This is a genomic window from Bacillus cereus group sp. TH152-1LC (genome assembly GCF_027710505.1).
Classification (GTDB): domain Bacteria; phylum Bacillota; class Bacilli; order Bacillales; family Bacillaceae_G; genus Bacillus_A; species Bacillus_A mobilis.
The window spans coordinates 1-26,724 of record NZ_JAQFNK010000009.1 but is presented as its reverse complement, the minus strand read 5'-3'; the positions used below and the strand labels follow the sequence as shown (position 1 = coordinate 26,724).

Genomic DNA, 26,724 nt, shown 5'->3' with positions numbered 1-26,724 from the left:
AGTAACATGGTAAAAGGAAGAATTCATTCTGTAGAGTCTTGTGGTACTGTTGATGGCCCAGGAATTCGTTATGTCATATTTACACAAGGGTGTTTATTACGTTGTCAATATTGTCATAATGCTGATACGTGGGAGATTGGTAAAGGAAACGAAATAACAGTTGAAGAAGTAATGCAGGATGTGACATGTTACCTTCCTTTTATTGAAGCTTCTGGAGGCGGTATAACAGTTAGTGGTGGTGAACCTTTACTACAGCTAGATTTCTTAATTGAGTTATTTAAGAAATGTAAGGAAGCTGGAATTCATACAACAATTGACTCTTCGGGTGGTTGTTATTCTGAAGAACCAGAATTCCAAAATAAGCTAGATATTTTAATGGATTACACAGATTTAGTTTTATTAGATTTGAAACATATTGATTCAAAGAAACATCGTAAATTAACAGGAAAACCAAATGAACATATTTTACAATTTGCTCGTTATTTATCGGATAAAAATAAACCGATTTGGGTACGACACGTATTAGTTCCTGGTATTGCGGATAATGAAGAGGATCTACAAAAATTATCTAGCTTTATTCAAAGTCTGTCTAATGTTCAGAAAGTTGAAGTGCTACCGTACCATAAGCTTGGTGTATATAAATGGGAGGCACTTGGGCATAAGTATCCACTTGCAAATGTAGAACCACCTACTGAAAAAAATGTAGAGCAAGCAAGACATATTTTACAAACAGTCTAATCCAAATATTGGATTAGGCTTTTTGCTTTCTTTACAATAAAACCTAGAGTATGTATATAGAAAAGAGTATACTGAAAATAGAATATCCATATTTTTGTAAGGAATAAGTGGAGAAATTTACATAATTGTAAAGGGAAATCAAAATAGTAAAAAGAATTAAGAAGTAAAAGAGTGAGTATCATGGAATAGAGAACATTTGTAAGTTATTGCGAAAGCTCTTATAGGAAAGTATAATGTAAAGATATGAGCACAGATAGGATTAAGGGGTCAATCTTATATGCTTTGCATATCCACGACAGGTACATAGCTGAAAGAGAAGTATTAGAATCTGTTTATGTAATTTTTAAGGAAAATGTTTTTCCTATTGTCGTATATGCAATATGGAGAAACAATAAGCTAGGAGTGGATTTGTTTGATAAAAAACCCCAAGGTTTTAATATTAACTGCACATTACGGTAACGGTCATGTGCAAGTAGCGAAAACATTAGAACAAACATTTCGCCAAAAAGGAATTGAAGATGTAATTGTATGCGATTTGTTCGGAGAATCCCATCCAGTTATAACCGATATTACAAAATATTTATATTTAAAAAGTTATACAATAGGAAAAGAATTATACCGCTTGTTTTATTACGGCGTAGAAAAAATTTATGATAAAAAAATAGCATCTTGGTATGCGAACTTTGGAAGAAAACGTTTGAAATTACTTTTACAAGCCGAGAAACCGGATATTGTTATTAATACATTTCCGATCATAGCTGTACCAGAGTTAAAAAAGCAAACAGGTATTTCAATTCCTGTGTATAACGTATTAACGGATTTTTGTGTGCACAAAATATGGATTCATCGGGAAGTAGATCGTTATTTTGTAGCAACTGATCACGTGAAAAAAGTTATGGTTGATATCGGTGTGCCTGCGGAGCAAATTGTTGAAACTGGAATTCCGATTCGTAGTAGTTTTGAGCTGAAGATAAATCCAGACATTATATATAATAAATATCAGTTATGTAAGAATAAAAAGATTTTATTAATTGTAGCAGGTGCTCATGGGGTATTAGGAAGTGTAAAAGAACTATGCCAATCATTTATGTCAGTACCTGATTTACAAGTAGTTGTCGTTTGTGGGAAAAATGAAGCGTTAAAACAGGATTTATTAGGGGTACAGGAAAAAAATCCTGATGCATTAAAAGTATTTGGTTATGTTGAAAATATTGATGAGTTATTCCGTGTTACTTCTTGTATGATTACGAAGCCAGGCGGTATTACGTTAAGTGAAGCGGCAGCATTGCAAGTACCTGTCATTTTATATAAGCCTGTCCCAGGACAAGAAAATGAAAATGCGATGTACTTTGAAAGAAAAGGAGCTGCAGTTGTCATTCGTGATGATAGTGAGGTTTTTGCAAAGACAGAGGCATTATTACAAGATGATATGAAGCTTCTTCAAATGAAAGAAGCGATGAAAAGCATTTATCGTCCGGAGCCAGCTGGTCATATTGTGGATACAATTTTGGCAGAAAATCATGCAGAACCGAATCATATACCTATTAAATCACCTGCTCTTGCACAATTATTTACTTAATATGAAACCCTCTTTTATATGTTTAAAGAGGGTTCTTTATTGTTTTATAAGATAAAGTAGTAACTTATCCACATGAAGATTGCGCTTTTATTAAACAGTAAAGTCGAAATATTAACAACTATATCCACATTGTCCACAATTTTTAGAAAAATATCCACAATTCTAACATTTACTATGTGTTACAACATATAAACTTGTGAAGGGTTTGTTGAATTTATTCACAATTCTATAAATTGTGTGGATAACGTTATCCACACAAAAAGGTTCCTTATTTATAAGGAACCTTTTGTCTATTCTATCACGTAGAAAAAATATGTAATGAGAATGAATAATTAGGGGGGAAAACTTCTAATTATTCATTCTCACTTTAAATACTTTTCGAGCGATAACCCGCTGCGCGATCTGCTTTGCGGAATTCTCGTTGGTAGAGAACTTCCTGTGTACTAGATAATGTGTTTTTTGTTTTGTCACGTTTCTTTTTATCCATTACAAATCACCTCGTGTCCTAAAGTCACTATCTATCGTTTCCAAAGACATGGGGTGATATACGTATATGGCAAAATGTTAATGATTAATTATTTTTTCTAAAAATTTAGATTATGCTTCTTTTAATTGGTGAGCATCTTGGAACGTTGTATCTCGCATTGTAGCAAGTGTATATTGATCTTTTGGAATTTCATATAAGTTATATACTTCTTCATTTGCGTTAATTTCATCATAAACGGCTTTTCTTGTTTCGTTTGCTAGATTAACATATTGTAGTTTTTCGGCAGCTTTAATAGAACGAATATTTATTTTGCGAATACGCATAAAGATTGTTTCAATATCTAATTCATAGAAAAGTTCACTAAAAAATGAATCTTTCGCCAATTTATTATAGCCTTTTCCATGATAGGGTTTGCCAAGCCATGTTCCAAGAAATCCGGCTTTTTCTTGCACATCAAATAAAGTAATTGTTCCGATAGGGTTACCCCATTCATCTAAAATTGTGCGTGAAATTAATTCCCCACGCTCTTCAGCTTCAATCGTTTGTTTCGTTAAAAATAAATATTCCTCATAAGAATAAGCCTTTTGACGCACAAAAGGGAAGACAGCTGGATCCACCATTAACTCGTATAGAACGTGGCTGTCGTGTAAGTCGCGTTTTTTCAACATACTAACTCCTCCTCACACGAGGGTAGCATGACGAAAAAGCACCCCACCCTCGAAATTTTTATATCAATCTTTAAAAAATTTCGGGGTGGGAATCGAACCCACTAGAACCAGTTTCTAACGCTGGTGGCGCACCATTTGCCTTCCCCATTCATCAATTTGAAAATGATAATCACGACACAAATTGATTATGGTTTCATTCAGTTTATAATCGTATAATACTTTATCTAGTCAAAAAAATAAACTAGTTTTTTTTATTTTTTTTGTAAATTATTTTTCCATCAATCATGGTTAGTACAGGCTTGGCTAAATAATGGAAAGGATGATGAGTCCATAACACGAGATCAGCGTCTTTTCCAACCTCAATGCTTCCAATTCTATCCTCTAAACGTAAATTTCGTGCTGGAAATATAGTGATTCCTTCTAGTGCAGTTTTTTCGTCTAATCCTTCTCTTACTGCAACAGCAGCACAAACATTTAAATATTGAATTGGTGTATAAGGGTGATCTGTTGTTATAGAAACTTCCACTCCATTTTTCGATAATATATGGTAAGTATCCCATGTTTTGTTTTTAAGTTCGATTTTAGAACGGCGTGTAAGAGTGGGGCCAACTGAAACCTTCAAATTGTGTTTCGAAAGCTCTTCAACAATAAAGTGTCCTTCTGTACAATGTTCAATACGTAAATCGAGATTGAACTCTGTTGCAAAGCGTAGAGCAGAACTAATATCATCTGCTCGGTGAGCGTGGATACGTACGGGTATCTCGCGGCGTAATGCTTTTAAGATAGGAAGCATTCGAAAATCAGCTTCATGCCCGTAGTGCTGTGCTTCATAGAATGATTCTCGAAGTAATCCCATAATTCCCATACGTGTTATGGATTCTTTTGTTCCATTACTATGGACCTTTTTAGGATTTTCTCCAAAGGCAATCTTTAAGCCGGCAGGTTCTTGAATAATCATATGATCAATACAAGTTCCAGCTGTTTTTATTACACAAGTAGTACCACCAATAATGTTTTGACTTCCTGGCATAACGTGAACAGTTGTGATTCCATTTTGTACAGCATCTTGAAATGCAATATCAAAAGGGTGGATTCCGTCCAAAGAACGGATATGTGGTGTTGAAACTTCAGATGTTTCATTTGCATCATTGCCAGCCCAGCCAGTACCTTCATCATAGAGACCAAGATGAGTATGGACATCAATAAATCCAGGTAAAAGATGAAGAGCACGAGCATCTATAACTGTCATATCTGGAGTAGGTTGAATGGAAGGCTTGACCTTGGCAATTTTTTCTCCTATAACGAGTACATCCCCTTGAAATTTTTGGGATGTAATAGGATAGACAATGGCTTGTTTGAGCAATATTTTCATAGGTACCTCATTTCTGTTACTTTACAAGGTTAATGGAATTTAAGGGAAAGTAACTGAAAGGTTATTTGTGTAATAATGCTCCGGATGCTAGAAAATGAAAGTTTTGAAAGGGGCCCCTGTAAAACTGTGTTTTAGAAGTACTACATTGTATGCGAAAGTATATTTTGTAATGCATGGTCTATTGCTGGAAATGTGTATTGATACCCATGTTCAATGGCTTTACTAGGTAATACATGTTGTCCTTCTAGTACGAGTATACTCATCTCACCTAATAAAGTGTGAAGCATAAATGAAGGGACAGGTAACCAATGAGGTTTTTTCATTATAGTTGCAATGGTTTCTCCAAATTCCTTCATTTTTATAGGTAGGGGAGCTGTAATGTTAAGAGGTCCATCAATTTCTTCTTTGTGTATGATGAAATCAATTAGGCGAACAACATCGTCTATATGAATCCATGATAACCATTGGTTTCCGGATCCAATTGTACCTCCGATATAGAATTGATAAGGGAGTAGCATTTTGGGAAGAGCTCCTCCGTCTGCGCCTAATACAACTCCGAGTCTTGCGTAGATTGTTCGTATTCCGAGAGAACGAGCTTTAGATGCTTCTTGTTCCCATGAATATACTGTATTTGCTAAAAAGTCATTTCCAGGAATCTCATGCTGTTCTGTAAAAGACTCAGTTTCAGACGTTCCATAGTAGCCAATAGCACTTGCGTTAATAAATGTGTTTGGTTTTGTATTTAGTTCTTGCAATTGTTTAATGAGTCCTTTTGTTGTTTGAATTCTACTGTTTAAAATGGAGTCTTTTTGTTTCTTTGTCCATCTACTATTAATAGACTCTCCAGCTAGATTAATAACTACATCAATAGAAGAGAGGGGGAATGTTTGTAAATCTGGTGTCCATTGTACGTATTGAAGGTTAGGGTGGGAAGTTTCAATAGTTTCGTTTCGAGTAAGAATGTAAACATTATATCCTTTTTGAATAAAAAAAGTAGAAAGGTATGTACCGATAAAGCCGGTGCCACCAGAAATTGCGATTCTCACAATTATTTCCTCCTCATTATATATATTCTTGAAAAGCAAAAACGTTCCTTGACTATGGTAAAATAATAGAGAGGTGAGAGTATGGCTGTCATTACAAAAATAGAAGTGCAAAAACGATCGAAAGAACGGTTTAACATTTATATTGATAAAGGTCAAGGTGAAGAGTACGGGTTTAGTGTGGATCAAGTAATCTTAATGAAACATGGATTACAAAAGGGTTTAGAAATTGATGAAATAGCGTTAGGAAATATTTTGTACAATGAAGAGGTACAAAAAGCATATTTACAAGCAATCTCCTATTTATCCTATCAAATGAGAACGAAACAAGAAATAGAAGATTATTTACGAAAAAAAGAAGTGGGACAGGCCATCATCTCTGAAGTCGTTTCGAAATTATTACATGACCGATATATTAATGATAAAGAGTACGCTGTTTTATATACGAGAACGCAAAGTAATGTGAATCGAAAAGGTCCCACTGTTATTAAAAGAGAGTTGTTAAATAAAGGTGTTCAGGATCTAATTATTACGCATAGTTTACAAGAATATCCGAAGGAAAAGCAAATTGAGAATGCTTTAATTCTTATAGAAAAGAAGAAAAGGTCTTATCAAAAGCATTCCTTTTTACAAATGAAGCTAAAGTTAGACGAAATGCTCGTTCGTAAAGGATATTCTAGAGATGTGATTCAAATTTGTTTGGAAGAATTGAAAGACGAAAAAGATGACGAACAGCAACAAGAAGCGTTACACTATCATGGGAATAAATATTATGAGAAATATAAGAAGCATGATGGATGGACATTCGAAAATAAGATGAAACAAGCGTTATATCGCAAAGGATTCTCTATTGATGAGATAGAGATATTTTTGCAGATGAAACGCGAAGAGGGATGAGGGGAATAAGATGAATATGCCAAAGCGCTACAGTGAAATGACACCACATGAGCTAAGGGAAGAAATTGGCCTTTTGAAAGAGCAAGCGATAAAGGCTGAGCAGCTTGGAATTGTAAATGAGTTCGATGTATTAATGAGAAAGATGGCAATGGCTCGCGCTTATATGACTGACATAAATAAATTCCATATTGGTGAGACATATGAATTGGTAGAAGAACCTGGTATATTATTTAAAATTACGTATTTCAATGGAGTATTTGCTTGGGGACATAAGCAAAATGATAATGAAGAGATTGGAATACCGATTTCCTTATTGCAAGAAAAATAAAAACCAGAGAGTGAATATCTCTCTGGTTTTCATCTTTGGTAGGCGTTACAGGAGATAGGAGATTCTAAAATTGGCGCTTTTTACATTCATTCGCCAATATAATGAGAGACTGGGTTTGTTGCGTCTGTCCGTTAACCTGCGCTTTAGCATGTTTCGGACGAGTCCACGTATGGTTAAATAATTCAGAACGACTATCTAAGCGATCACGGTAGCTCATCTTTATCACCTCGTGTAGGAAGTTAATTTAATTTGTACTACTCTTCCTGCTGATTTGCAGCACGCATACGTTCTTGTGGGTGCGTGTTAATTGTGCCGTTAGGTCGTTTCGAAGCGAAGCGTGATTTCGCTTTCGGCTGACCGTCGATTTTGCTGTTGTTTTTTGACTCAGACCAAAATTCGGCTTGTTTACCCATTGCGAACGCCCTCCTCATCATCAGTTGATACCTCTTGAAGAAGTATCAATTATAGAATGTGCAAAATAGAAGAAACTATCCTTTAGAAATGAAGGGATAAATAGGTAAAAGGAGATTAGACAATGAATGATATGTATGAAGCATTAACGAAAGAACTATTAGACAAAAATGACAAGCTTTCTTACGCGCAGGCTCGTGCGTGGGTTGAATTACTATGGGAAGATTTTCAAACAACTTATGCGAAATCAGGTCGTTATCAAGGAGAAGAAATGACTGAACAAGTGGTGCGATCATGGATTAATAATCATGGAGGACGCCTTCATGAAATGCGTACAAATAATCCGAAATATAGCCATTTAATCAATCAAGAAGATCATTTGAAACATTAAAAAAAGCGACTTAAGTCGCTTTTTTTAATGTGGAAGTAACTCCAGTTTTTTTCGGAGTTTTTCTTCACTAAAAATCCATCCTGTATAGGAACTAATAATATTTAAATTATGATCGAGTTGAACGATTGCAACGAATGGATAATAATCTTTACTGCGATAGCGCAAATCAATGAATCGAACTTCGTAATAATGATCATAATCGAAAATATCCCAGCGATACACAGGGGAGAAAGATAGAAATGCTGAGATGTTCTCATCTTGTTTAGCTGCGCGCATAATAGCGTTATCTGGGAACGGTACCCGGTCGAACTTATCATAGACCATGATGTTACCACGATGCCATCTAGCAACGTAGTAATAATCAGTTGTAACAATTGCTAAATGGTAATGATAAAATCGATAAGAAGGAGAAATAATTATCTTCTCAACGTTATTGAAACGTTTATATACGACGCTACGTATGTTTCTATGCATCATAATCCGTCCGATATAGTAAACAATCATCAATATATACGCTGCTAAGGCAGTATACCCTTTATGGGAACCTACGAGCATACAAGCAATTGCGAGTAGGTGGATAAAGAAAATGACGGTATCAAATGTATTAATGATGCCGAGCGCTACCCATTTTTTTGTGAAGGGCCGTAATGCCTGTGTACCGTAGGCATTGAAAATATCTACAAAGACATGAAGAAAGACGGCAATAAATGACCAAAGTAATAGATGCAAATATGGAGCGTCTGAAAAGAAGGCGAAAGAGATGCCACTTATAAGGAATGACCAAAGAATCACTGCAGGAATGGAATGAGTGATCCCACGATGATTTCTTATATATTTAGCGTTATTACGCAATTTTAAAACTGTATCGATGTCAGGAATATTGGAGCCGGCAATTGTAGCAAGCATAACTGCTTGTGGTCCAATATCACTTTGTGCTATGGCTGGATCTAACGTTGCCAAACTGCCTAGAGTAACGCCCATAACAAGGTGAGTGGCTGTGTCCATAGAAATACACCTCCGTTTTTTTATTAATGTAACTCTTTTTATTCGATACCTCAAGTCCTTTGCCTTCTATTTCCTATGTCATCTTACTTAAATTTTTTCCTAAAATCTTTATAATAGTACTTATATGCAAAAAAATGAGGGGGATCAAGTTTGACACTTGAAATATTAAATAATTTTAACATAGAGCAGTTTCAAAATGATTTAATTGGTTGGTTTGAAAAAGAGCAACGCGACTTACCGTGGCGTAAAAATAAAGATCCATACCGCGTCTGGGTTTCAGAAATTATGTTGCAGCAAACAAGGGTAGAAGCTGTAAAACCATATTACGCGAATTTTATGGGGAAGTTTCCTACTCTAGAAGCTTTGGCAAACGCTGATGATGAAGAAGTGTTAAAGGCATGGGAAGGTTTAGGGTATTATTCTAGGGCACGTAATTTACATGCGGCTGTAAAAGAAGTAAAAGAAGTATATGGCGGGATCGTACCGAGTGATGTAAAGAAAATCGAAAAATTAAAAGGAGTCGGACCCTATACAAAAGGTGCTATTTTAAGTATCGCATATGGTATACCAGAGCCGGCAGTTGATGGAAATGTTATGCGTGTATTATCTCGTATTTTATCAGTATGGGATGACATTGCAAAACCGAAAACTAGAAAAGTGTTTGAAGAGATTGTACGTGAAATTATTTCGGCTGAAAACCCATCTTATTTTAATCAAGGTTTGATGGAATTAGGTGCATTGATTTGTATTCCAAAAAATCCATCTTGCTTACTTTGTCCTGTACGTGAGCATTGCCGAGGATATGCTGAAGGTGTTCAAAAGGAGTTACCAGTAAAAAGTAAAGCGAAGGCTCCGACAATGGTACCGATTGTTGCAGGGGTGCTTCAAACGGAAGATGGTCGTTACGTCATTAATAAACGCCCAAGTACCGGGTTGTTAGCTAACATGTGGGAGTTTCCAAATGCTGAACTTGGTGAAGGTATTCGGAATCAGAAAGAGCAACTTACAGATTATATGAAAGAAAAATTCGAGCTCTCGATTTCTATTGAAGAATACGCGATGAATGTACAACATACGTTTACACATCGCACTTGGGATATATTCGTATTTTACGGAAAAGTAACTGGTGATATTGTTGAAACAGATACATTGAAATTTGTATCGAAAGAAGCTTTTGAACAGTTACCTTTCTCTAAATCGCATCGTACGATTTATGAGAGTTGCGTTGAGAAAATTACAATGCAATAAAGTGAAACTTTAATCAGTGGGGGTTTTCTTCATCCCCCACTGATTATCAGCCCTCACCAATTGAACTTTTATGTGCAGCCCGACCCCACCTAAATTCTTTGCTTTCGCTGCATTTTGAGGTGGGGGTCTTACTGCCCATTAAAGCGGGATAAATAAAAAAGTGTTCCCTATATTGGGAACACTTTTTTAATCGTAAGAAATTTTTGTCCCATGAGTCCAACTAGCCTCACCTTCTTGTAAGCCGCCTCTTGTTTCAATTTCTATTACAATTTCTTTGTAAATACTTTGACCTTCTGCATTTAAATAAGGCAGAATCTGTTGTAATGAATGATGAAAATAAGCCAATTCATCTTCTTGCCATTCACTTTTTGAAACCATCGTTAGTTCAGTCATATCGCGTCCTATATACATATTTCCACCTCCATTTTCTATAGTTTGAATGGGTGATGAGAGATATATACAAAATTTTTTCAAAAGAAAATGACGGATAGCTTCTAAAGGAATTGGTTACATTATTGGTTGTGGAGGTGAGAAAGATGAGTAAAAAACAACAAGGTTATAACAAAGCAACTTCTGGTGCTAGCATTCAAAGTGCAAATGCTAGTTATGGTACAGAGTTCGCGACTGAAACAAATGCACAAGCAGTAAAACAAGCAAACGCACAATCAGAGGCAAAGAAAGCGCAAGCTTCTGGTGCACAAAGTGCAAATGCTAGTTATGGTACAGAATTTGCAACTGAAACAGATGTGCATGCTGTACAAAAACAAAATGCAAAATCAGCTGCAAAACAATCACAATCTTCTAGTTCAAATCAGTAACGAAAGAAAAACACTTCTCTAACTCAGGAGAAGTGTTTTCTTTGTGCTTGGGTCATGGTAATGAAAAGAAAGTGAACGACATAACTTCTAATAAGTCAACAAATGTAGTCAAAGGAGAAGGAAGTTAAAGATTAGAAATATGTAATGAGGAATAATAATTGATAAATAAGTCCAAAAGGGGGTAAGTAATGAACGATTTTGATAAGTTGGTAGGAGAGCAATTGGAAACGATGGATGAGTTGTTAAAGTTACAAGCTCATCTAGAAAAGTATCAGCAAATTGAAATGAGCGAAAAGGATACGTGCGATAAAAAGGAATTACATTTTATCCGCCAAGAAATATATAGAACAGAATTAGCGTTAAAACTGTTACATGAGAAATTCGAAGAGCAAACAAATAGTGTGATTCAATCTTTTGAAACTGAAAAAATGATTTCGAATTTAGGATAAGACATATTGTTACCTTCTGGTGAAAGGTTCTTCTTTAGATAGAAATAAGGAAGGGCTTTTTCTATTTCCATTTCCTCGTTTGTAAATCATTCAGCGAAGACCTCGTCTCCTAAGAAGATTAGGGATATGGTATTCAGTATGAAAAATGGAGTCTTGTCGCTTTAGTTTTAAAATTTCGACAAAAAAGTTATAATAGAAAAAAAGTGGATGCAGTTCAAAGGGCATTTGCAGTTGAAAGAAGGGAGCATATATGGGATTTCCCAAAGAAGGAGAAAAAGTACAAATACATAGTTATAAACATAATGGCTCCATTCATAGAATGTGGGAAGAGACAACAATTTTAAAAGGGACACAGAGCCTCGTGATCGGAGCAAATGATCGTACAGTAGTGACAGAATCAGATGGCCGAACATGGATTACTCGTGAACCAGCGATTTGTTATTTTCATGCAAACTATTGGTTTAATGTGATTGGGATGCTAAGGGAAGAGGGAGTATATTATTATTGTAATTTAGGCTCACCTTTTGCATATGATTCTGAAGCATTGAAGTACATTGATTATGATTTAGATATTAAAGTGTATCCAGATATGACATATACGCTTTTAGATGAAGATGAGTATGAAAAGCATAGTCAAATTATGCAGTACCCACCTGTTATTGATACTATTTTAAAACGAAATGTAGCACAATTAACACAATGGATTCATCAGAGAAAAGGGCCATTCGCGCCAGATTTCGTAGATATGTGGTATGAAAGATATTTAATGTACAGAAATTAAAACAAACCTGCAGGGGATTTCCCGGCAGGTTTGTCCCATTAGAGGGGGGATTATGTGCAAGGTATAAAAAGATATTTGCAATTTGTTAAACCATATCGATGGCTTATTGCTATTACGATTATGATTGGTCTAGTTAAATTCGGCATCCCGCTTATTATGCCGTGGTTATTAAAATATATTATCGATGATGTGATTCAAGGCGGAGGGTCACTTCAAGATAAAACATCCCAATTAGTAACAGCTGTTGGGATTGCTTTTTTTATTTTTGCAGTAGTAAGGCCGCCGATTGAATATTATCGTCAATATTTCGCGCAGCGTATCGCGAACACAATACTATATGATTTGCGAAAACATATTTTTGGTCATTTGCAAAAGTTGAGTTTACGCTATTATTCGAATACAAAAACAGGAGAGATTATTTCACGTGTCATTCATGATGTAGAACAAACGAAGGATTTTGTAATTACTGGTTTGATGAATGTTTGGTTAGATACGGCAACAATCGCTATTGCTGTTATTGTTATGTTTTCTATGAATGTAAAATTAACATTTGTTGCGCTATTAATTTTACCTATTTATGTAGTGGCAGTGAAATATTTTTTCGGGCGTCTTCGAAAATTGACGAAAGAGCGTTCACAGGCTTTAGCGACGATGCAAGGGTATTTACATGAACGTATTCAAGGGATGCAAGTGACACGTAGCTTTGCATTAGAAGAGTATGAGGGTAAGCAGTTTGAAAAAAGAAATAATGAGTTTTTGACGAAAGCATTAACACATACGAGTTGGACGGCGAGAACATTTTCGGCAGTGAATACGTTAACAGATTTAGGCCCGTTACTTGTGATCGGTTTTGCAGCGTACGAAGTGATTCAGGGACAATTAACATTAGGGACTATGGTTGCCTTTGTTGGATATATGGATAGCTTGTATAGTCCGCTTCGCCGACTTGTTAATTCTTCTACGACATTAACGCAGTCTTTCGCATCGATGGATCGAGTGTTTGAATTGTTAGATGAGAAATACGATATTGTGAATGTGCCAAGTGCGGTACAAACGAAAAAATTACATGGTGAAGTGATATTTGATAATGTATCTTTTCGTTACAATTCAGATGAAAAAGAGATATTACATAACCTTTCATTAACTATGTTTCCAGGAGAAAAGGTAGCACTTGTAGGAGCAAGTGGGGGAGGGAAGTCATCTCTTGCTAGTTTAATCCCGCGTTTCTATGATGTTTCTTCAGGCGCAGTTTATGTAGATGGGATAGATGTTAGAAAGTATGATATGAGAAATTTACGTAGTCATATTGGAATTGTACTGCAAGATAATTTGTTATTTAGTGATACAATCGGGGCAAATATTTTATATGGAAATCCGAAAGCTACAGAGGAAGAAGTGATTGCAGCTGCCAAAGCTGCGCAAATTCATGATTTTATTATAGAGTTACCCGATGGTTATGATACTGTCGTTGGGGAACGCGGTGTGAAGTTATCTGGTGGACAAAGGCAACGTGTAGCGATTGCACGAGTGTTTCTAAAGAATCCATCGTTACTTATATTAGATGAAGCGACATCCGCTTTAGATTTAGAAAATGAACGGTATATTCAAGAGGCGCTTCAGACGTTAGCTGCTGATCGAACGACGATCATAATCGCACATCGATTGGCGACGATTACGCATGTGGATACGATTATTTATATTGAAGACGGTGAAATTAAAGAAACAGGTTCTCATGAAGAGTTAATGAAAAAAAGAGGGTTTTATTACAATTTATATCAACTTCAACATATAACAGAAACAGCTCCTTTAGCGTAAAAGGAGCTGTTTTCTTTATTCGTCTTCTTTTTTATCTTCGATTTGGAGTTCTGCTTCTGGTTTATGGTATGTGTAGAAGCTATCCACAAGTAAATCTAAATGCTCTACTTCTTCACTATAGTTAATAATGGCAGAAATTAGAGGGAAGAGGTGTAGCCATGTTTTATACGCTTCCTCATCGTCTTTGTTTTGATAATCCATAAAGATATCGATTAATTCTTGTTTACCTGTTTCAACTTCATCAAGCATTTCAACGGATTGTTGTTTTTTTGCTTTACCAATAAATTTTAATAAAACTTGTTCATGATAATGCGTTAATGAATCAAGTTCGTTTTGGATAGATTCCTGAAATTCTTCTGGCATATAGCGCAGTTCATTTTCAGTACGATGTAATGATTTTAGCGTACTTAAAGCACGGCTTGTCGTCGCTAACATTTGTCTGAATAAAACGAGCTTACGAATTTTTGCGAACTGTACTTTTTTCGTGTAGCTTCTTTCTTCTTTATACAGCAAATAGTAATGGTTTAGTTTGATCATTTTTTCTTTCATACGATCAATATCAGTTTTTAGCGTTGTAAAATCAGAAGCTTGCCTGCTATTCATTCGAATCCACTTTACAATTTCTTCTGTATTATCAACGATACGATGATACAATTTTGTTTCGTATTTTGGCGGCATAAACACTAAATTTACAAGTGAAGCCGCAATAATTCCAATCATAATCGTCGCAAAGCGAAGTAAGGCAAAACTGAAGAAATCTTCGCCCTGATACTCCATAATGGCGATAACTGTTACTAAAGCAATTGATATTGTGTTTTCTAATCGTAATTGTAACGTAAGCGCAATTACTAATATACATGTTAATCCAATAATAAAAGGATTATGTCCAAAAGCAGTAGCAAATACGATAGCGAATACCGCGCCAATGACGTTTGCTTGAATTTGCTCAAGAGCAGTTAAATACGAGCGGTATACAGACGGTTGAACAGCGAATATAGCTGAGATCCCCGCAAATACCGGACTCGGTAATTGAAGTAAAATACAAGCAAATAAAGCTAATGTGATGGCAATACCCGTTTTTAAAATGCGAGCACCAAGTTTCATACCCTTAATAAGATCCTTTCTCTTGTCATAATGAATGTACAACATGATACTATACATTCATTACAATATGTTAGCAAGTGATATTTTAGTGACGTTCATAAGAAATTAAGATTCATTTATACTTTTTCCTAATTCTTTTTAAACATCAATTTTTAGTAAAAAAACCTGCTGAATTTCAGCAGGTTTCAAATTGTTACTATAGATTACTATGAGAAGTGTACTTCGTCAATTTATTCTTGAAAATGAAAGGTAGCTATATCACTCTGTTGAGATAGACGGATCAGCCTGCTCTTTTTTCGGGATAATTTCAAAAAATTGGTGCTGCATATCATCGAGTAACGGTGTTAATAAAGCAACTTCTTCGTATTGCTCATGCTCATTTAATACACGAATATAATCTAGCAATAACTCAGTCACATCTTGCGCACCATTTTTACTAATTGGTTGTAATGTAACATTCGCTCCTTTTGCGATTCTTCTTTTTAAAGCCTGTTCAGTTAAACCTAAGCTTAAATCATGACGTAAATAAACAACACCGCCAGTCATACCAGCACAGATCCATGGACCAGGATCCCCTAAAACAAGCGCTCGCCCATTTGTCATATATTCAAAAGCAAAACCTTTAATATTAGAGTATGCACCTATATTGCCTTGTTCTTTTTCGCGGAGTGGCTTTGTCATGCGCCCTCCAATTATCATGTCTGCTCCAGAGAGGCGGATACCAGCGCGAGCATCAGCGTTACCTTGCACGTAGAGCGCTCCTTTTTGTGCACCGTATCCAAAACCTTTTCCGACAGACCCGTTATAATATGTGCCGTCTTTTCCTTTTGCTTTCGTTATATAAATACCACCACCAAAGGAAGTTTTACCAATGCCATCTTGTGCACCGCCATTTACGTGTATAAATAAGTTCTCACTATTGTAAGCACCTAATCCATTTCCAGGAATAGAGCCATTCGTATACTTTAATGTAAGTGGTTCAAGCTTCGTGTCTTCATATAATTTACTACGAACGCGATAGCAAGATTCTAGACCACCCATAACGCGTTGCTCTACGCCAACGCCTACTAATTCTTTCGAATGAGGGGAATGAACTGTTTCAAATTGTGTTTCCGGTACGTCTTCTGTTTTTGTGACAGATGGATGTTCTATCGTTTGTAGTAAATTACATAAGTCTAATAAATTTTCACCTCGAACTTGTTCTAATAAATCGGAACGCCCAACAATTTCTTGCAAATTTGTATAACCAAGATTTCCTGTTAATTGTTTTAGTTCTACGCCAAAAGTGGTGAATAAATGTAATAATCCAGCGACGGCGCTATCTAATTCACGTGGGACAAAGCGGCGTAATCCATGTTCTTTCGCCTGAGCTTCAGACTCAATTTGTGTTGCAATTCCAACGTGACAAGTATCTAGATGACATCCGCGGCAAGTTGTACAGCCGATTGCAATCATGGATAATGTACCAAATCCAATACGGTTTGCCCCAAGAAGCATGATTTTCAAGGCGTCATTCACACTTCGAATACCACCGTCTGCCCAAATTTCTACCTTGTGTCTCATATTTGCTTCTAATAAAGCATTGTGAGCGGCTTTCACACCAATTTCTACAGGAAGGCCTACATGTTGCAATGCGTGAATACGTGCGGCACCTGTACCGCCATCAAATCCGCTAATGTTAATAAAATCAGCGCCAGCTTTTGCGATACCGACAGCAATTGTTCCAATGTTAGGGACAACAGGAACTTTTACAGCTACTTTCGCAAGTTGATTGGCGGTTTTAATTTCTGTAATCATTTGAGCTAAATCTTCAATGGAATAAATATCATGGTTGTTAGAAGGTGAAATTAAATCTGAGCCAATTGTAGCGTTACGTGCTTCAGCGATTTTGGCTGTTACTTTTGAACCTGGTAAATGTCCACCTTCACCAGGTTTTGCACCTTGACCAATTTTTATTTCAATTAAGTTTGATGAATTTAGTAGTTCGGCGTTTACACCAAATCGCCCAGATGCAACTTGTTGTCCACGTGTATGTGGATACTTTCCGATCATATCTTTAATTTCTCCGCCTTCACCGTTCAAACTGATCATATTTAGCTGGTCAGCTGCTTCTGCATATGCGCGAAAGGCAACTTCATTTTGAGAACCGAATGACATGGAACTAATAATAAATGGTAAATCATGATTTTGAATGCTGATGGACACTTCTTCAGCCGGAACGATATGTTTTGTTTCTTTCGTTTGAACAAGGTGTCTAATCGCGATTGGATTGTTTTCTTCTAACTCACTTAATTTGTCACGGTAATCATCATAAGAATTTCCTTTTGCGATATCGCCGATTGCTTTCCAAATTCGCGGGAATATATGAAAAGATTTTCGCATTCTAACTTTAGGATCGTTGTAATCATCCGCGCGCATTTGTGCATCTTTAGCAAGTGATGCAAGCGAAAAAGCTAAAGTGTTTGAACCGAGGAAATTCGTAATTTGTAATATGTTTGCGATTTCCTCATGTAATCCGATAGAAGAATAGAGGCGACCGTAACCGCGTAATTCATGAATTCCAATTGTTGAAATGACTTTTTCTAGTCCTTTATTAAGTGCATAATATAAATTCGTAATGGGTGTTTTCGTCCCATCATTTACGGTTGCAAATAATAAATATGGATTAATACTATCTGCTCCTAATCCATACAGTGTGACGATATCGTGTAAGGAGCGAAGGGCACCAGAACGTATAACGAGAGAGCAGTTTCGGCGTAATTTATTTTCGCTTAATACTTGATGTACTTTAGCGGTAACTAAATGCGGATCAATCCATAATCGTTCATTTAGATGAGCGTCGGCATCGTCTATTAATAGTAGGGAAGCTCCATCGTTAACGGCTGTTATCGCTTCAGAACTAATTCGATTTAAGGCGGATTGTAAAGTTTCTGCCGGGCTGAATGTAGCAGAGATTGTAGCGATAGAGCTGTGAGTATTGAATAGCTGTATAAGTTGTTCGTACGTAATTGTTTGTAATTCCTCTGCAATAGTTTGTGCTACACTTCCTTCTAAAATAACGGGGGAAAGCATCTCAACTACAAATGGCTGTTTAGCGCCGCTCAATAAACTTGGGCGCTCTCCGAGTATCGTCCGCGTGGAGAAATGTTCGACCTCTCGATCGCGATCGATTGCTGGATTTGTAACAACGGCTACACTTTCCTTAATGAAGTCAGCGATATTTCGTCTATCAGTATCGAGTGCGGCAAGTGGTGAGTCATGCCCAAGTGAGCGAATTGGCTCAACGCCTTTTGTTGCCATCTGTTCAAGAAGCTGAATATGCTCTCGGTCCCATCCGAAAGCAACGTATTGCTTCGTTTCAACTTGCATAGAATCACATAATCCCGAGATTTCTTTCGTTTCAGGGATAGATAAGTTTAAATGATAACCTTTCGTATCCACTCGTTTTTTAAAACGGTTATATACTTGAGCTTGGTAGTCATCGTATTCGTAGAGTACAAGCTCATCTTGTTCATTCCACTTTAGGCCGACTTTTTCTCCAGGAGCGAGTGGTTTTGGTTCTGCTACATATTCAGTTGGTGATACAACTCCAGGTTCCGAAGAGAAAATATAAGAGCTTTCTGTTTCAACTTTCCATACTGGTCGTAGTCCCAGGGAATCAACGCTGAAAACAGCTTCATCTTTATAACGTGAAATAATGCCAGCTGGACCTTGCGCAAAATGGCCCCAAGCTTCACGTATATACGTATATAAATCTTGTAAATGTGGTTCATAAAGTTTAATTTCATTAATAATTGGTGGGAATAGTATGTCCATTGCTTCTAATAAACTGTAGTCGTATTGAACAAGTAGAGTTTCTAAGGTGCGGTTTAAATCTTGGGAGTCACTGCCCCCGGCAGTAAGTGGAACATGGATCATTTCAGCTTGATCGCGTAATTTTGCAATTGTGTTAATTTCACCATTATGTCCGAGAACGCTAAATGGTTGTACACGAAAAAAATTAGATAATGTATTAGTAGAATAGCGATTATGTCCAAGTGTCATAGTTGAAGCGATAAGTGGATGTTGTAAATCATTGTAATAGGCAACAAGTGTATCCCCAGCACCTAGAACTTTATATACAACATGGTCACGACTTAAAGAAGCAACATGAATCGCTTCGTTTTCCTCTATTTTAATCGTTACTGAAAATAATGTTTGCTCAATATGTTTAACTTCATTTTCCGCGATAAGAGCAACTTGCCAAAATAAAGGTTCTTCTTGTTTACCAAGTGGACCGAGTGCATCGGAATTTATTACGTCGTCACTTTCGAAAATCATAGTGAAATTTTCGTTATTTAATTGCGTACGAATATGATTCTTTAAATTAACTATATTTGCATTTTTGTTTAGAAAAAAATGTCCAACGATAAAGTGGGGATGATCCACGATCGTTGGATTATATCCGCTACTTTTTAGTTTTTCATTCCAAAGTGCTTTTGGGACATCAATGTGAATGCCGATTCCATCTCCTTCACCATTAATGAAGCCAGCCCGATGATTCATTTTGACTAGTGATTGTATACAAAGGTCAATGTTTTCTTTTGTAGGAAATTTTCGTTTCTCCATAACGGAAACGATTCCACACGCATCGTGTTCTGCATTTTTATAACCTCGAAATAAAGACGGTGTCCATGTATTTGTTTTATTGAGCATCCGTCAATCCCCCCTCTTATTGAAGTTTGAATAATCTTACTATTTAAGGCGTGAGCAGCCTTGTATACAAGGATAGTAAGGATATAAAAGAAAAATTAAACAGATAATTATGAATAATTATACTATTAATGAGGGATTTATGAAATAGAAAAAAGGAAAAAAGAAAGATGTGTTTTCTTTTTTCCTTGTAATGACGGGATTATTTATCCGCCGCTAAAGCAGCAAATGCTCTGCCTACAGCTTCGATTGTATATTCAATATCTTCTTTTGTATGTTCTGTCGTTAAGAACCATGCCTCATATTTCGAAGGTGCTAAGTTAACTCCTTCTTGCAGCATAAGCTTGAAGAATTTACCGAACATTTCACCGTCTGTATCTTGTGCTGCATCGTAATCTTCAATTGTATTTGTTGTGAAATATACAGTTAAAGCACCTTTTAGTCGGTTTAATGTAATATCGATATTATGTTTTGTAGCTTGCTCTAAAATTCCCTTTTCAAGCATCGCACCAAGTTCATCTAATTTCTCATAAAGCCCTTCTTGTTGAAGAACTTCTAGACAAGCAATACCAGATGCCATAGAAGCAGGATTTCCTGCCATTGTACCAGCTTGATATGCAGGTCCAAGCGGGGCAACTTGTTCCATAATTTCTTTCTTACCACCGTAAGCACCGATCGGAAGTCCGCCGCCAATAACTTTACCAAGCGCTGTTAAGTCTGGTGTTACGCCAAGTAAGTCTTGAGCACCACCGTACATGAAGCGGAAAGCAGTAATAACTTCATCATAAATTACTAGTGCGCCAGCTTCGTGAACAAGTTCATTCACTTTCTCAAGGAAGCCAGGTTTTGGCTCTACAATACCGAAGTTTCCAACAATCGGTTCTACAAGGATAGCTGCTACTTCATGTCCCCATTTATCTAATGCTTCTTTTAAAGTTTCTACATTATTAAATGGAACGGTAATAACTTCTTGAGCGATACTTTGTGGTACACCGGCTGAGTCAGGAGTTCCTAGCGTAGAAGGGCCTGATCCAGCTGCTACAAGTACTAAATCAGAATGACCGTGGTAACAACCAGCGAATTTCATAATTTTTGTGCGGCCTGTGTAAGCACGAGCGACACGAATTGTTGTCATTACTGATTCAGTACCAGAGTTTACGAAGCGGACTTTATCTAATGCAGGCATTGCTTCTTTTAACATTTTTGCAAATTTTACTTCTAGCGCTGTTGGTGTTCCGTAAAGTACACCATTTTCAGCAGCTGTTGTAATTGCTTTTGTAATGTGCGGGTGAGCATGTCCAGTAATAATAGGACCGTATGCTGCTAAATAATCGATATATTTATTTCCGTCTACATCCCAGAAATAAGCACCTTTTCCACGTTCCATAGCAACAGGAGCGCCACCGCCAACTGCTTTAAAAGAACGAGAAGGACTATTAACGCCGCCAACGATATGTTCTAAAGCTTCTTTATGTAATGCTTCTGATTTTGTGAATTTCACTACAATTCATCTCCTTACAAAAATCTATGTATTATTCTAACATGTTTTTCGAAAAGACGTATTGTTTGTGATAGAGAAGGCAGTTGGGTAAACTATTCGTTGTGACATTTAGGAAGGGGGTCCGGTTATGAAATCGGTAATTGAGGTACAAGGATTACGTAAAGAGTTTACAGCCTATTCAAGTCGTCCAGGTTTAAAGGGTGCATTTCGCGATTTATTAAATCGTAATTATAAAATAGTACCAGCAGTAAATGACATATCTTTTACTGTGAAACAAGGTGAAATGGTTGGGTATATTGGTGAGAATGGTGCCGGTAAATCAACGACAATTAAAATGCTTACGGGGATTTTGACTCCGACATCAGGAGAGATTTTAGTAAATGGGATGAACCCACATAAGCAGAGAGAAGAATTTGTAAGAACAATTGGTGTTGTTTTCGGTCAACGCTCGCAACTTTGGTGGGATATTGCTGTACAAGAATCGTTTCGTTTATTAAAAAAGGTGTACGGTGTATCAGACGCTCAGTATAAAGAGCATATGGAGCACGTAATTGAAACGTTAGATATTGGTCCTTTATTAGATAAGCCAGTTCGAAAGTTATCTCTTGGTCAAAGAATGCGTTGTGAATTAGCGGCAGCATTAATTCATAATCCGCCATTATTATTTTTAGATGAACCTACAATTGGGTTAGATGTTCTTGTGAAATTGAAAATACGTGAATTTTTAAAAGAAATGAATGAGCGTTATAAAACAACAATTTTATTAACAACCCATGATATTACTGATATTGAAGCTTTATGTGAGTGCGTTATCATGCTGGATGAAGGGAATATTATGTATGACGGTTCTTTAAATAATCTTCGTACGCAGTGGGGAGCGGAGAAGGAAATACATTTTCAATTTATTGCACCAGTTTCCTATCAGGCTTTATCAATGGTTATGCCAGATAGTCATGTCGTTTGGGCGAAAGCGAAAGAGGAAAACGCGTGGGTTGCAAAAATACCGAATGAAGAAGTTATCATTTCAATGCTTATTTCTAAAGTAGTACAAGCATTTCAAATTAAAGATTTAAAAATTAACGAAGTGTCTACAGAGGAAATCATTCGTAACATTTATGAAGAAGGTATTAAACATGGGTAAGTATATTGAAATGATTCGGATTCGCTTTTTAATGATGCTTGCGTATCGTACAAACTATTATAGCGGGATTTTAATTTATACAATTAATATCGGTGCGTATTATTTTTTATGGCAAGCAATTTATAGCGGAAAAGAGAATATTGAAAGTTTATCTATTTCGCAAATGACTACGTATATCGCAATTGCGTGGATGGCACGTGCCTTTTATTTTAATAATATAGACAGGGAAATTGCGATGGAAATTCAAGAAGGACGTGTAGCGGTAGAACTGATTCGTCCATATAACTATTTAGGGATGAAAGTAATGCAAGGTCTCGGTGAAGGGATATTTCGTTTTGCCTTCTTTTCAATTCCAGGTATGGTTATCGTTACTTTATTATTTTCATTGCAAATTACAACGAATTTTCAAACGTGGTTATATTTCTTCTTATCTTTAATATTTAGTTTTATTATTAATACACAAATTAATTTAATGACGGGAATGCTCACGTTCTTCCTATTTAATAATAGTGGAATTATGTATGCAAAACGTGTTGTTATTGATTTATTTTCAGGTCTATTATTACCAATTAGCTTTTATCCGTTATGGGCTCAGAAGGCAATGGTATTTTTACCGTTTCAGGCCATTAGTTATATTCCGAGTATGATTTTTTCAGAAGGTATACAAGGAAGTAAATTGTATGAGGCATTATTATTCCAAGTAATTTGGGCAATTGTACTTATTATTCCAATTGTACTCATGTGGAGAACGGCGAGAAAACGTCTAATTGTACAAGGGGGATGATGAGATGATATATATAAACCTATTTTTACAATATGCAAGCCAATATATAAAAACAAAATTGGAGTATCGGGGCGATTTTATCGTTGGATTACTTTCTGATTTATCACTGCAGGCTGTTAATTTAATCTTTATTCTCGTTGTGTTTGGACATACGCAAGCATTAAAAGGCTGGAGTAGAGAAGAAGTTATCTTTATTTATGGTTTCTTTTTAGTACCGTTTGCCATTTTCTCAGCTTTCTTTAACATATGGGACTTTAATGATCGTTACATTATTAAAGGAGAAATGGATCGTATATTAACGAGACCGATTCATAGTTTATTTCAAATTATATTAGAAAGAATGGAACTTGAATCTTTAATTGGAGCGATTACAGGAGTGATTGTAATGGGATATGCAGCAGTGGAGCTGCAATTATCTTTTTACTGGTACGATTTTTTCTTATTCTTACTGATGGTAGGAGGGGGAGCTCTTGTATACGGAGGGATATTTGTTACGCTTGCAAGTCTTGGTTTTTGGTCGGATGCGAAAAGTTCAATTATGCCGCTAATGTATAACATAGGTAACTATGGTCGCTATCCTGTTAACATTTATAATCGTGTGATTCGCTTCATTTTAACGTTTGTATTACCATTTGCGTTTGTCGGAGTGTATCCAGCAGCATACTTTTTAAGAAAAACAGAGTGGAATAGCTATGCATTTGCAACACCATTCGTTGGTGTTATCTGTTTTACGATTGCAATTACTCTTTGGAATCAAGGGGTAAAAAGGTACCGTGGTGCTGGGAATTAATTATAGAAGCTTGTTTGTTTCTAAGGGATAAATCCAATGGCTGTCTCATACATATAAAATGAGGTGGAGGACATGTTATGGGGATTTATTCTATTAATTGCAGCAATTGCTATTTTGAGAAGTGTCCAATTGTTATGGAGTTCATATTCAGATTCTAGGCGTTTCTTTTCGCTTTATAATTTAGCCTCCCTATTTCTAATTTATACAACGGTATTAATTGCGTTTGGGTTAAGTTATGTTGTATTAGAAGAAATGGGCTTTGCAGTTTTGAAAGAAGATGGAGAAAGCTTGCATGCCCAATCTTTTCAACTTGTAGAAATTTGCTTATATTTTAGCGCAGTTACTTTATTGTCCGTTGGGTACGGTGACATAGCTCCGATTGGAATAGGGAGATGGATTGCGATTGCAGAAGCGCTAATTGGATATACATTACCGTTTGCTTTTGTCATGAAATCTGTAATAGACAATGAAAAATAAGATTGCATTTGATATAGTAAAAGAAAAGAGTAGGAGTGATAACAATGATCACAGTAGGAGAAATGGCTCCAGAATTTACATTAGAGGGAAGTAACGGGGAACAAGTTCGCTTAGCTGATTTTCGTGGTAAAAATGTAGTTCTATATTTTTATCCGAAAGATATGACTCCAGGATGTACAACTGAAGCATGTGATTTTCGAGATGCATATGGATTATTTCAAGAGAAAGATACAGTTATTCTTGGCGTAAGTCCTGATTCAGCGAACAGACATCTGAAATTCATTGAGAAGCATGAACTTCCATTTGTACTTTTAGTAGATGAAGATCATCAGGTAGCAGAATTGTACGATGTTTGGAAATTGAAAAAGAACTTTGGAAAAGAGTACATGGGAATCGAACGTTCTACATTCCTTATTAATAAAGACGGTGAGCTTGTAAAAGAATGGCGTAAAGTGAAAGTGAAAGGACATATTGAGGATGTTCTTTCTTATATAAAGTAAATTCACTGCGGAGATAAAATATATAGAAGTAAGGCGAGTGTCTATACATATTTTATCGTCTTACATAAAGTGAAGTGTAGGGCATACCTCCTCAGATGATAGTATTCCAAGTGCGATTATGTCGCACTTTTTTTCTATGTAAATGTATAGAAAATGGGGAAAGATATATAAGAATAAGGTTATATACAAAAATAAACCACATACTTATAGTAGAAATATTGACGATTTATAAGAAAAGGAGTACACTCTTTATAAGAATTATAAAATAATAATCCGTATAGAATCGGGGTGCATGACGGTGGTCAAAGAAGAATTAAAAGAAGCGCTAGAAATGCTGAAAAATACGGGTGTACGCATTACTCCACAGCGTCATGCTATTTTAGAGTACCTTGTGGAATCTATGACGCACCCAACAGCGGATGACATTTATAAAGCATTAGAAGGTAAGTTTCCGAATATGAGTGTTGCAACTGTTTATAATAACTTACGTGTATTTAAAGAGGTTGGACTTGTAAAGGAATTAACTTATGGAGACGCTTCAAGTAGATTTGATTATGTTACAAGTCAACATTATCATGTGATTTGCGAAAAATGTGGTAAGATTGTTGATTTTCCTTATGGAGGTTTGGAACAGCTTGAAGAGGAAGCTGCGAAAACGACAGGCTTCGTTATTAATAGTCATCGCTTAGAAATTTATGGCGTTTGTCCAGAGTGTCATAAGGCGTAATATATAATAAAGAAAGAGGCTGACGGCTTTACGTCAACCTCTTTCTTTATTATATATGGGAATTGCATTAGGTTCAGGAGGATTTAAAATGTTCAGTGAAGAACCTAATTTAATTAAGGATACATACAAAAGGTGATTTCTTGGTTAAGAAATCACCTTTTACTGTTTAGTTTTGTAAGGCTACATTGTCCCCGTATATACCTATGATTTATAGCTCTTCTTATTATATTTCTCATCAAATTCTTTTCCTTCTAGATTTCGATCCATTGTTAAAGGCTGGTTGCAATGCATACATGCGTCGACACGACCGAGCATTTTTGTTGGCTTATCGCAGCTTGGACAAATAATTTGTACAGTTTTAGTAGATAACATGCCAATCCAAAAGTAAACGACAGTACTAGCGATAACAGCTAAGAAGCCAACCATCATAAATGTTGTCATAATAATAATGTTTTCGCGGAAAAAGACTCCTAAGTATGCAATGAAGAGGCCGATAAATACTAAACTTAATGCAAAGGTCCGGATTTTATTGATTTTGTTTGAATACTTAATGCTCATTCTCACCACGCTCCTATAACAATAATATAACATAAAATTTAGAATTTTCACTCGTTCGGAAACATGATAAAGTGATAAGATATGAAATGCGGAGTGTGATAAAGAATGAAGGGAGATTATAATGATTTTTTGAAACATGTTTTAAAGGATTTAACGGGATGTGAAATTTTTTTATAAAAAGTATTGACCCTGTATGTACTGCATGATATATTAATAACCGTCGCTGATGCGGAAACGCAGAAAACGACAAAAAAGAAATTGAAAAACTTGGTTGACATCGAAAAACGAAGATGTTAACATAAGGAAGTCGCAAATGAGCGACCAAGTAGTTCTTTGAAAACTGAACGAAACAAACAACGTGAAACGTCAATTTTTATTTTTAGATGCTAGACAAACTAACTTTATTGGAGAGTTTGATCC

The 26,724-nt window shown here is 36.1% G+C and carries 28 protein-coding genes; 16 read left to right on the top strand and 12 right to left on the bottom strand.

The genetic code is table 11. The features are described 5' to 3' along the window. The first annotated feature begins 6 nt into the window (after positions 1-6). Both pflA and PDL00_RS19855 read left to right on the top strand, forming a co-directional pair. The gene (gene pflA, locus PDL00_RS19860) at positions 7-738 is read left to right on the top strand and encodes a pyruvate formate-lyase-activating protein (protein WP_270730803.1); all 732 of its coding nucleotides are present in this window, start codon (positions 7-9) and stop codon (positions 736-738) included. A gap of 412 nt (positions 739-1,150) precedes the next feature. Further along, positions 1,151-2,317, top strand: a complete 1,167-nt coding sequence (locus tag PDL00_RS19855) for a diglucosyl diacylglycerol synthase (RefSeq protein ID WP_242254548.1) — start codon at positions 1,151-1,153, stop codon at positions 2,315-2,317. A 367-nt stretch (positions 2,318-2,684) separates the two neighbouring features. Here PDL00_RS19855 and PDL00_RS19850 read toward each other — a convergent pair whose 3' ends face one another. The 4 genes from PDL00_RS19850 to PDL00_RS19835 all read right to left on the bottom strand — a co-directional run bounded on the left by PDL00_RS19850 (position 2,685) and on the right by PDL00_RS19835 (position 5,890). Beyond that, positions 2,685-2,804 carry a YfhE family protein gene (locus PDL00_RS19850; RefSeq protein ID WP_000358487.1) on the bottom strand — a complete coding sequence of 40 codons (120 nt, stop codon included), beginning with the start codon at positions 2,802-2,804 and terminating at the stop codon, positions 2,685-2,687. A gap of 110 nt (positions 2,805-2,914) precedes the next feature. Continuing rightward, complete coding sequence (locus PDL00_RS19845; protein ID WP_000914737.1) at positions 2,915-3,472, bottom strand: GNAT family N-acetyltransferase; 558 nt, start codon at positions 3,470-3,472, stop codon at positions 2,915-2,917. Between the two features lie 241 nt (positions 3,473-3,713). Then, positions 3,714-4,844 (bottom strand): amidohydrolase, encoded by a 1,131-nt coding sequence (locus tag PDL00_RS19840; RefSeq protein WP_242254547.1) that lies wholly within the window; start codon positions 4,842-4,844, stop codon positions 3,714-3,716. Positions 4,845-4,984: 140 nt separating this feature from the next. Further along, positions 4,985-5,890, bottom strand: coding sequence for a TIGR01777 family oxidoreductase (locus PDL00_RS19835; RefSeq protein ID WP_270730802.1), 906 nt, complete (start codon positions 5,888-5,890; stop codon positions 4,985-4,987). Positions 5,891-5,971: 81 nt separating this feature from the next. On the opposite strand from PDL00_RS19835, the gene recX reads away from it, so the two are divergent. Continuing rightward, positions 5,972-6,784, top strand: a complete 813-nt coding sequence (gene recX, locus PDL00_RS19830; RefSeq protein WP_242254544.1) for a recombination regulator RecX — start codon at positions 5,972-5,974, stop codon at positions 6,782-6,784. A 10-nt stretch (positions 6,785-6,794) separates the two neighbouring features. Further along, positions 6,795-7,112, top strand: a complete 318-nt coding sequence (locus PDL00_RS19825) for a YfhH family protein (protein ID WP_001057029.1) — start codon at positions 6,795-6,797, stop codon at positions 7,110-7,112. Positions 7,113-7,176: 64 nt separating this feature from the next. Here the strand turns inward: PDL00_RS19825 and PDL00_RS19820 are convergent, their stop codons facing one another. Both PDL00_RS19820 and PDL00_RS19815 read right to left on the bottom strand, forming a co-directional pair. After that, positions 7,177-7,329 carry a YpzG family protein gene (locus tag PDL00_RS19820; RefSeq protein WP_000122093.1) on the bottom strand — a complete coding sequence of 51 codons (153 nt, stop codon included), beginning with the start codon at positions 7,327-7,329 and terminating at the stop codon, positions 7,177-7,179. A 37-nt stretch (positions 7,330-7,366) separates the two neighbouring features. Then, a complete protein-coding gene (locus PDL00_RS19815; RefSeq protein ID WP_000517891.1) occupies positions 7,367-7,525 on the bottom strand; it encodes a small, acid-soluble spore protein K in 159 nt (52 codons plus the stop codon). Between the two features lie 122 nt (positions 7,526-7,647). On the opposite strand from PDL00_RS19815, the gene PDL00_RS19810 reads away from it, so the two are divergent. Continuing rightward, positions 7,648-7,914 carry a YfhJ family protein gene (locus tag PDL00_RS19810; protein ID WP_242257467.1) on the top strand — a complete coding sequence of 89 codons (267 nt, stop codon included), beginning with the start codon at positions 7,648-7,650 and terminating at the stop codon, positions 7,912-7,914. A 24-nt stretch (positions 7,915-7,938) separates the two neighbouring features. On the opposite strand, the gene PDL00_RS19805 is transcribed toward PDL00_RS19810, so the two are convergent. After that, positions 7,939-8,919, bottom strand: coding sequence for a metal-dependent hydrolase (locus PDL00_RS19805; RefSeq protein WP_073518178.1), 981 nt, complete (start codon positions 8,917-8,919; stop codon positions 7,939-7,941). Positions 8,920-9,069: 150 nt separating this feature from the next. On the opposite strand from PDL00_RS19805, the gene mutY reads away from it, so the two are divergent. Next, complete coding sequence (mutY, locus tag PDL00_RS19800; protein WP_242257408.1) at positions 9,070-10,167, top strand: A/G-specific adenine glycosylase; 1,098 nt, start codon at positions 9,070-9,072, stop codon at positions 10,165-10,167. A gap of 186 nt (positions 10,168-10,353) precedes the next feature. Here the strand turns inward: mutY and PDL00_RS19795 are convergent, their stop codons facing one another. Beyond that, positions 10,354-10,578, bottom strand: a complete 225-nt coding sequence (locus PDL00_RS19795) for a hypothetical protein (protein ID WP_061676749.1) — start codon at positions 10,576-10,578, stop codon at positions 10,354-10,356. A 125-nt stretch (positions 10,579-10,703) separates the two neighbouring features. Between PDL00_RS19795 and PDL00_RS19790 the strand changes: the two genes are divergently transcribed. From PDL00_RS19790 to PDL00_RS19775, 4 genes are all read left to right on the top strand, one after another. Beyond that, a complete protein-coding gene (locus PDL00_RS19790; protein ID WP_242257407.1) occupies positions 10,704-10,985 on the top strand; it encodes a gamma-type small acid-soluble spore protein in 282 nt (93 codons plus the stop codon). Between the two features lie 188 nt (positions 10,986-11,173). Then, positions 11,174-11,434, top strand: coding sequence for a YgaB family protein (locus PDL00_RS19785; RefSeq protein ID WP_000997582.1), 261 nt, complete (start codon positions 11,174-11,176; stop codon positions 11,432-11,434). Positions 11,435-11,684: 250 nt separating this feature from the next. Further along, positions 11,685-12,215, top strand: a complete 531-nt coding sequence (gene ntdP / locus PDL00_RS19780) for a nucleoside tri-diphosphate phosphatase (protein WP_000506626.1) — start codon at positions 11,685-11,687, stop codon at positions 12,213-12,215. 54 nt (positions 12,216-12,269) lie between these two features. After that, positions 12,270-14,030: an ABC transporter ATP-binding protein gene (locus tag PDL00_RS19775; protein WP_270730801.1), complete on the top strand. Its 1,761-nt coding sequence runs from the start codon at positions 12,270-12,272 to the stop codon at positions 14,028-14,030. A 15-nt stretch (positions 14,031-14,045) separates the two neighbouring features. Here PDL00_RS19775 and PDL00_RS19770 read toward each other — a convergent pair whose 3' ends face one another. From PDL00_RS19770 to hemL, 3 genes are all read right to left on the bottom strand, one after another. Beyond that, a complete protein-coding gene (locus tag PDL00_RS19770) occupies positions 14,046-15,134 on the bottom strand; it encodes an aromatic acid exporter family protein (protein WP_061676753.1) in 1,089 nt (362 codons plus the stop codon). 258 nt (positions 15,135-15,392) lie between these two features. Continuing rightward, complete coding sequence (locus tag PDL00_RS19765) at positions 15,393-19,829, bottom strand: glutamate synthase-related protein (protein ID WP_270730800.1); 4,437 nt, start codon at positions 19,827-19,829, stop codon at positions 15,393-15,395. A gap of 199 nt (positions 19,830-20,028) precedes the next feature. Beyond that, a complete protein-coding gene (gene hemL, locus PDL00_RS19760; protein ID WP_141435072.1) occupies positions 20,029-21,327 on the bottom strand; it encodes a glutamate-1-semialdehyde-2,1-aminomutase in 1,299 nt (432 codons plus the stop codon). A 127-nt stretch (positions 21,328-21,454) separates the two neighbouring features. Between hemL and PDL00_RS19755 the strand changes: the two genes are divergently transcribed. From PDL00_RS19755 to perR, 6 genes are all read left to right on the top strand, one after another. After that, entirely contained in the window at positions 21,455-22,468 is a 1,014-nt protein-coding gene (locus PDL00_RS19755; RefSeq protein ID WP_270730799.1) for an ABC transporter ATP-binding protein, read from the top strand. Further along, complete coding sequence (locus PDL00_RS19750) at positions 22,461-23,252, top strand: ABC transporter permease (protein WP_000521523.1); 792 nt, start codon at positions 22,461-22,463, stop codon at positions 23,250-23,252. The genes PDL00_RS19755 and PDL00_RS19750 overlap by 8 nt, the downstream gene beginning before the upstream one ends. A gap of 4 nt (positions 23,253-23,256) precedes the next feature. Next, positions 23,257-24,042: an ABC transporter permease gene (locus PDL00_RS19745; protein ID WP_242257268.1), complete on the top strand. Its 786-nt coding sequence runs from the start codon at positions 23,257-23,259 to the stop codon at positions 24,040-24,042. A gap of 72 nt (positions 24,043-24,114) precedes the next feature. After that, positions 24,115-24,519 (top strand): potassium channel family protein, encoded by a 405-nt coding sequence (locus PDL00_RS19740; RefSeq protein ID WP_270730798.1) that lies wholly within the window; start codon positions 24,115-24,117, stop codon positions 24,517-24,519. Between the two features lie 44 nt (positions 24,520-24,563). Then, the gene (gene bcp, locus PDL00_RS19735) at positions 24,564-25,019 is read left to right on the top strand and encodes a thioredoxin-dependent thiol peroxidase (protein ID WP_098238087.1); all 456 of its coding nucleotides are present in this window, start codon (positions 24,564-24,566) and stop codon (positions 25,017-25,019) included. Positions 25,020-25,317: 298 nt separating this feature from the next. Next, positions 25,318-25,746: a peroxide-responsive transcriptional repressor PerR gene (perR, locus tag PDL00_RS19730; protein ID WP_000237831.1), complete on the top strand. Its 429-nt coding sequence runs from the start codon at positions 25,318-25,320 to the stop codon at positions 25,744-25,746. Positions 25,747-25,947: 201 nt separating this feature from the next. On the opposite strand, the gene PDL00_RS19725 is transcribed toward perR, so the two are convergent. Further along, a complete protein-coding gene (locus tag PDL00_RS19725) occupies positions 25,948-26,304 on the bottom strand; it encodes a YgzB family protein (RefSeq protein WP_000025063.1) in 357 nt (118 codons plus the stop codon). Positions 26,305-26,724 lie beyond the last annotated feature (420 nt).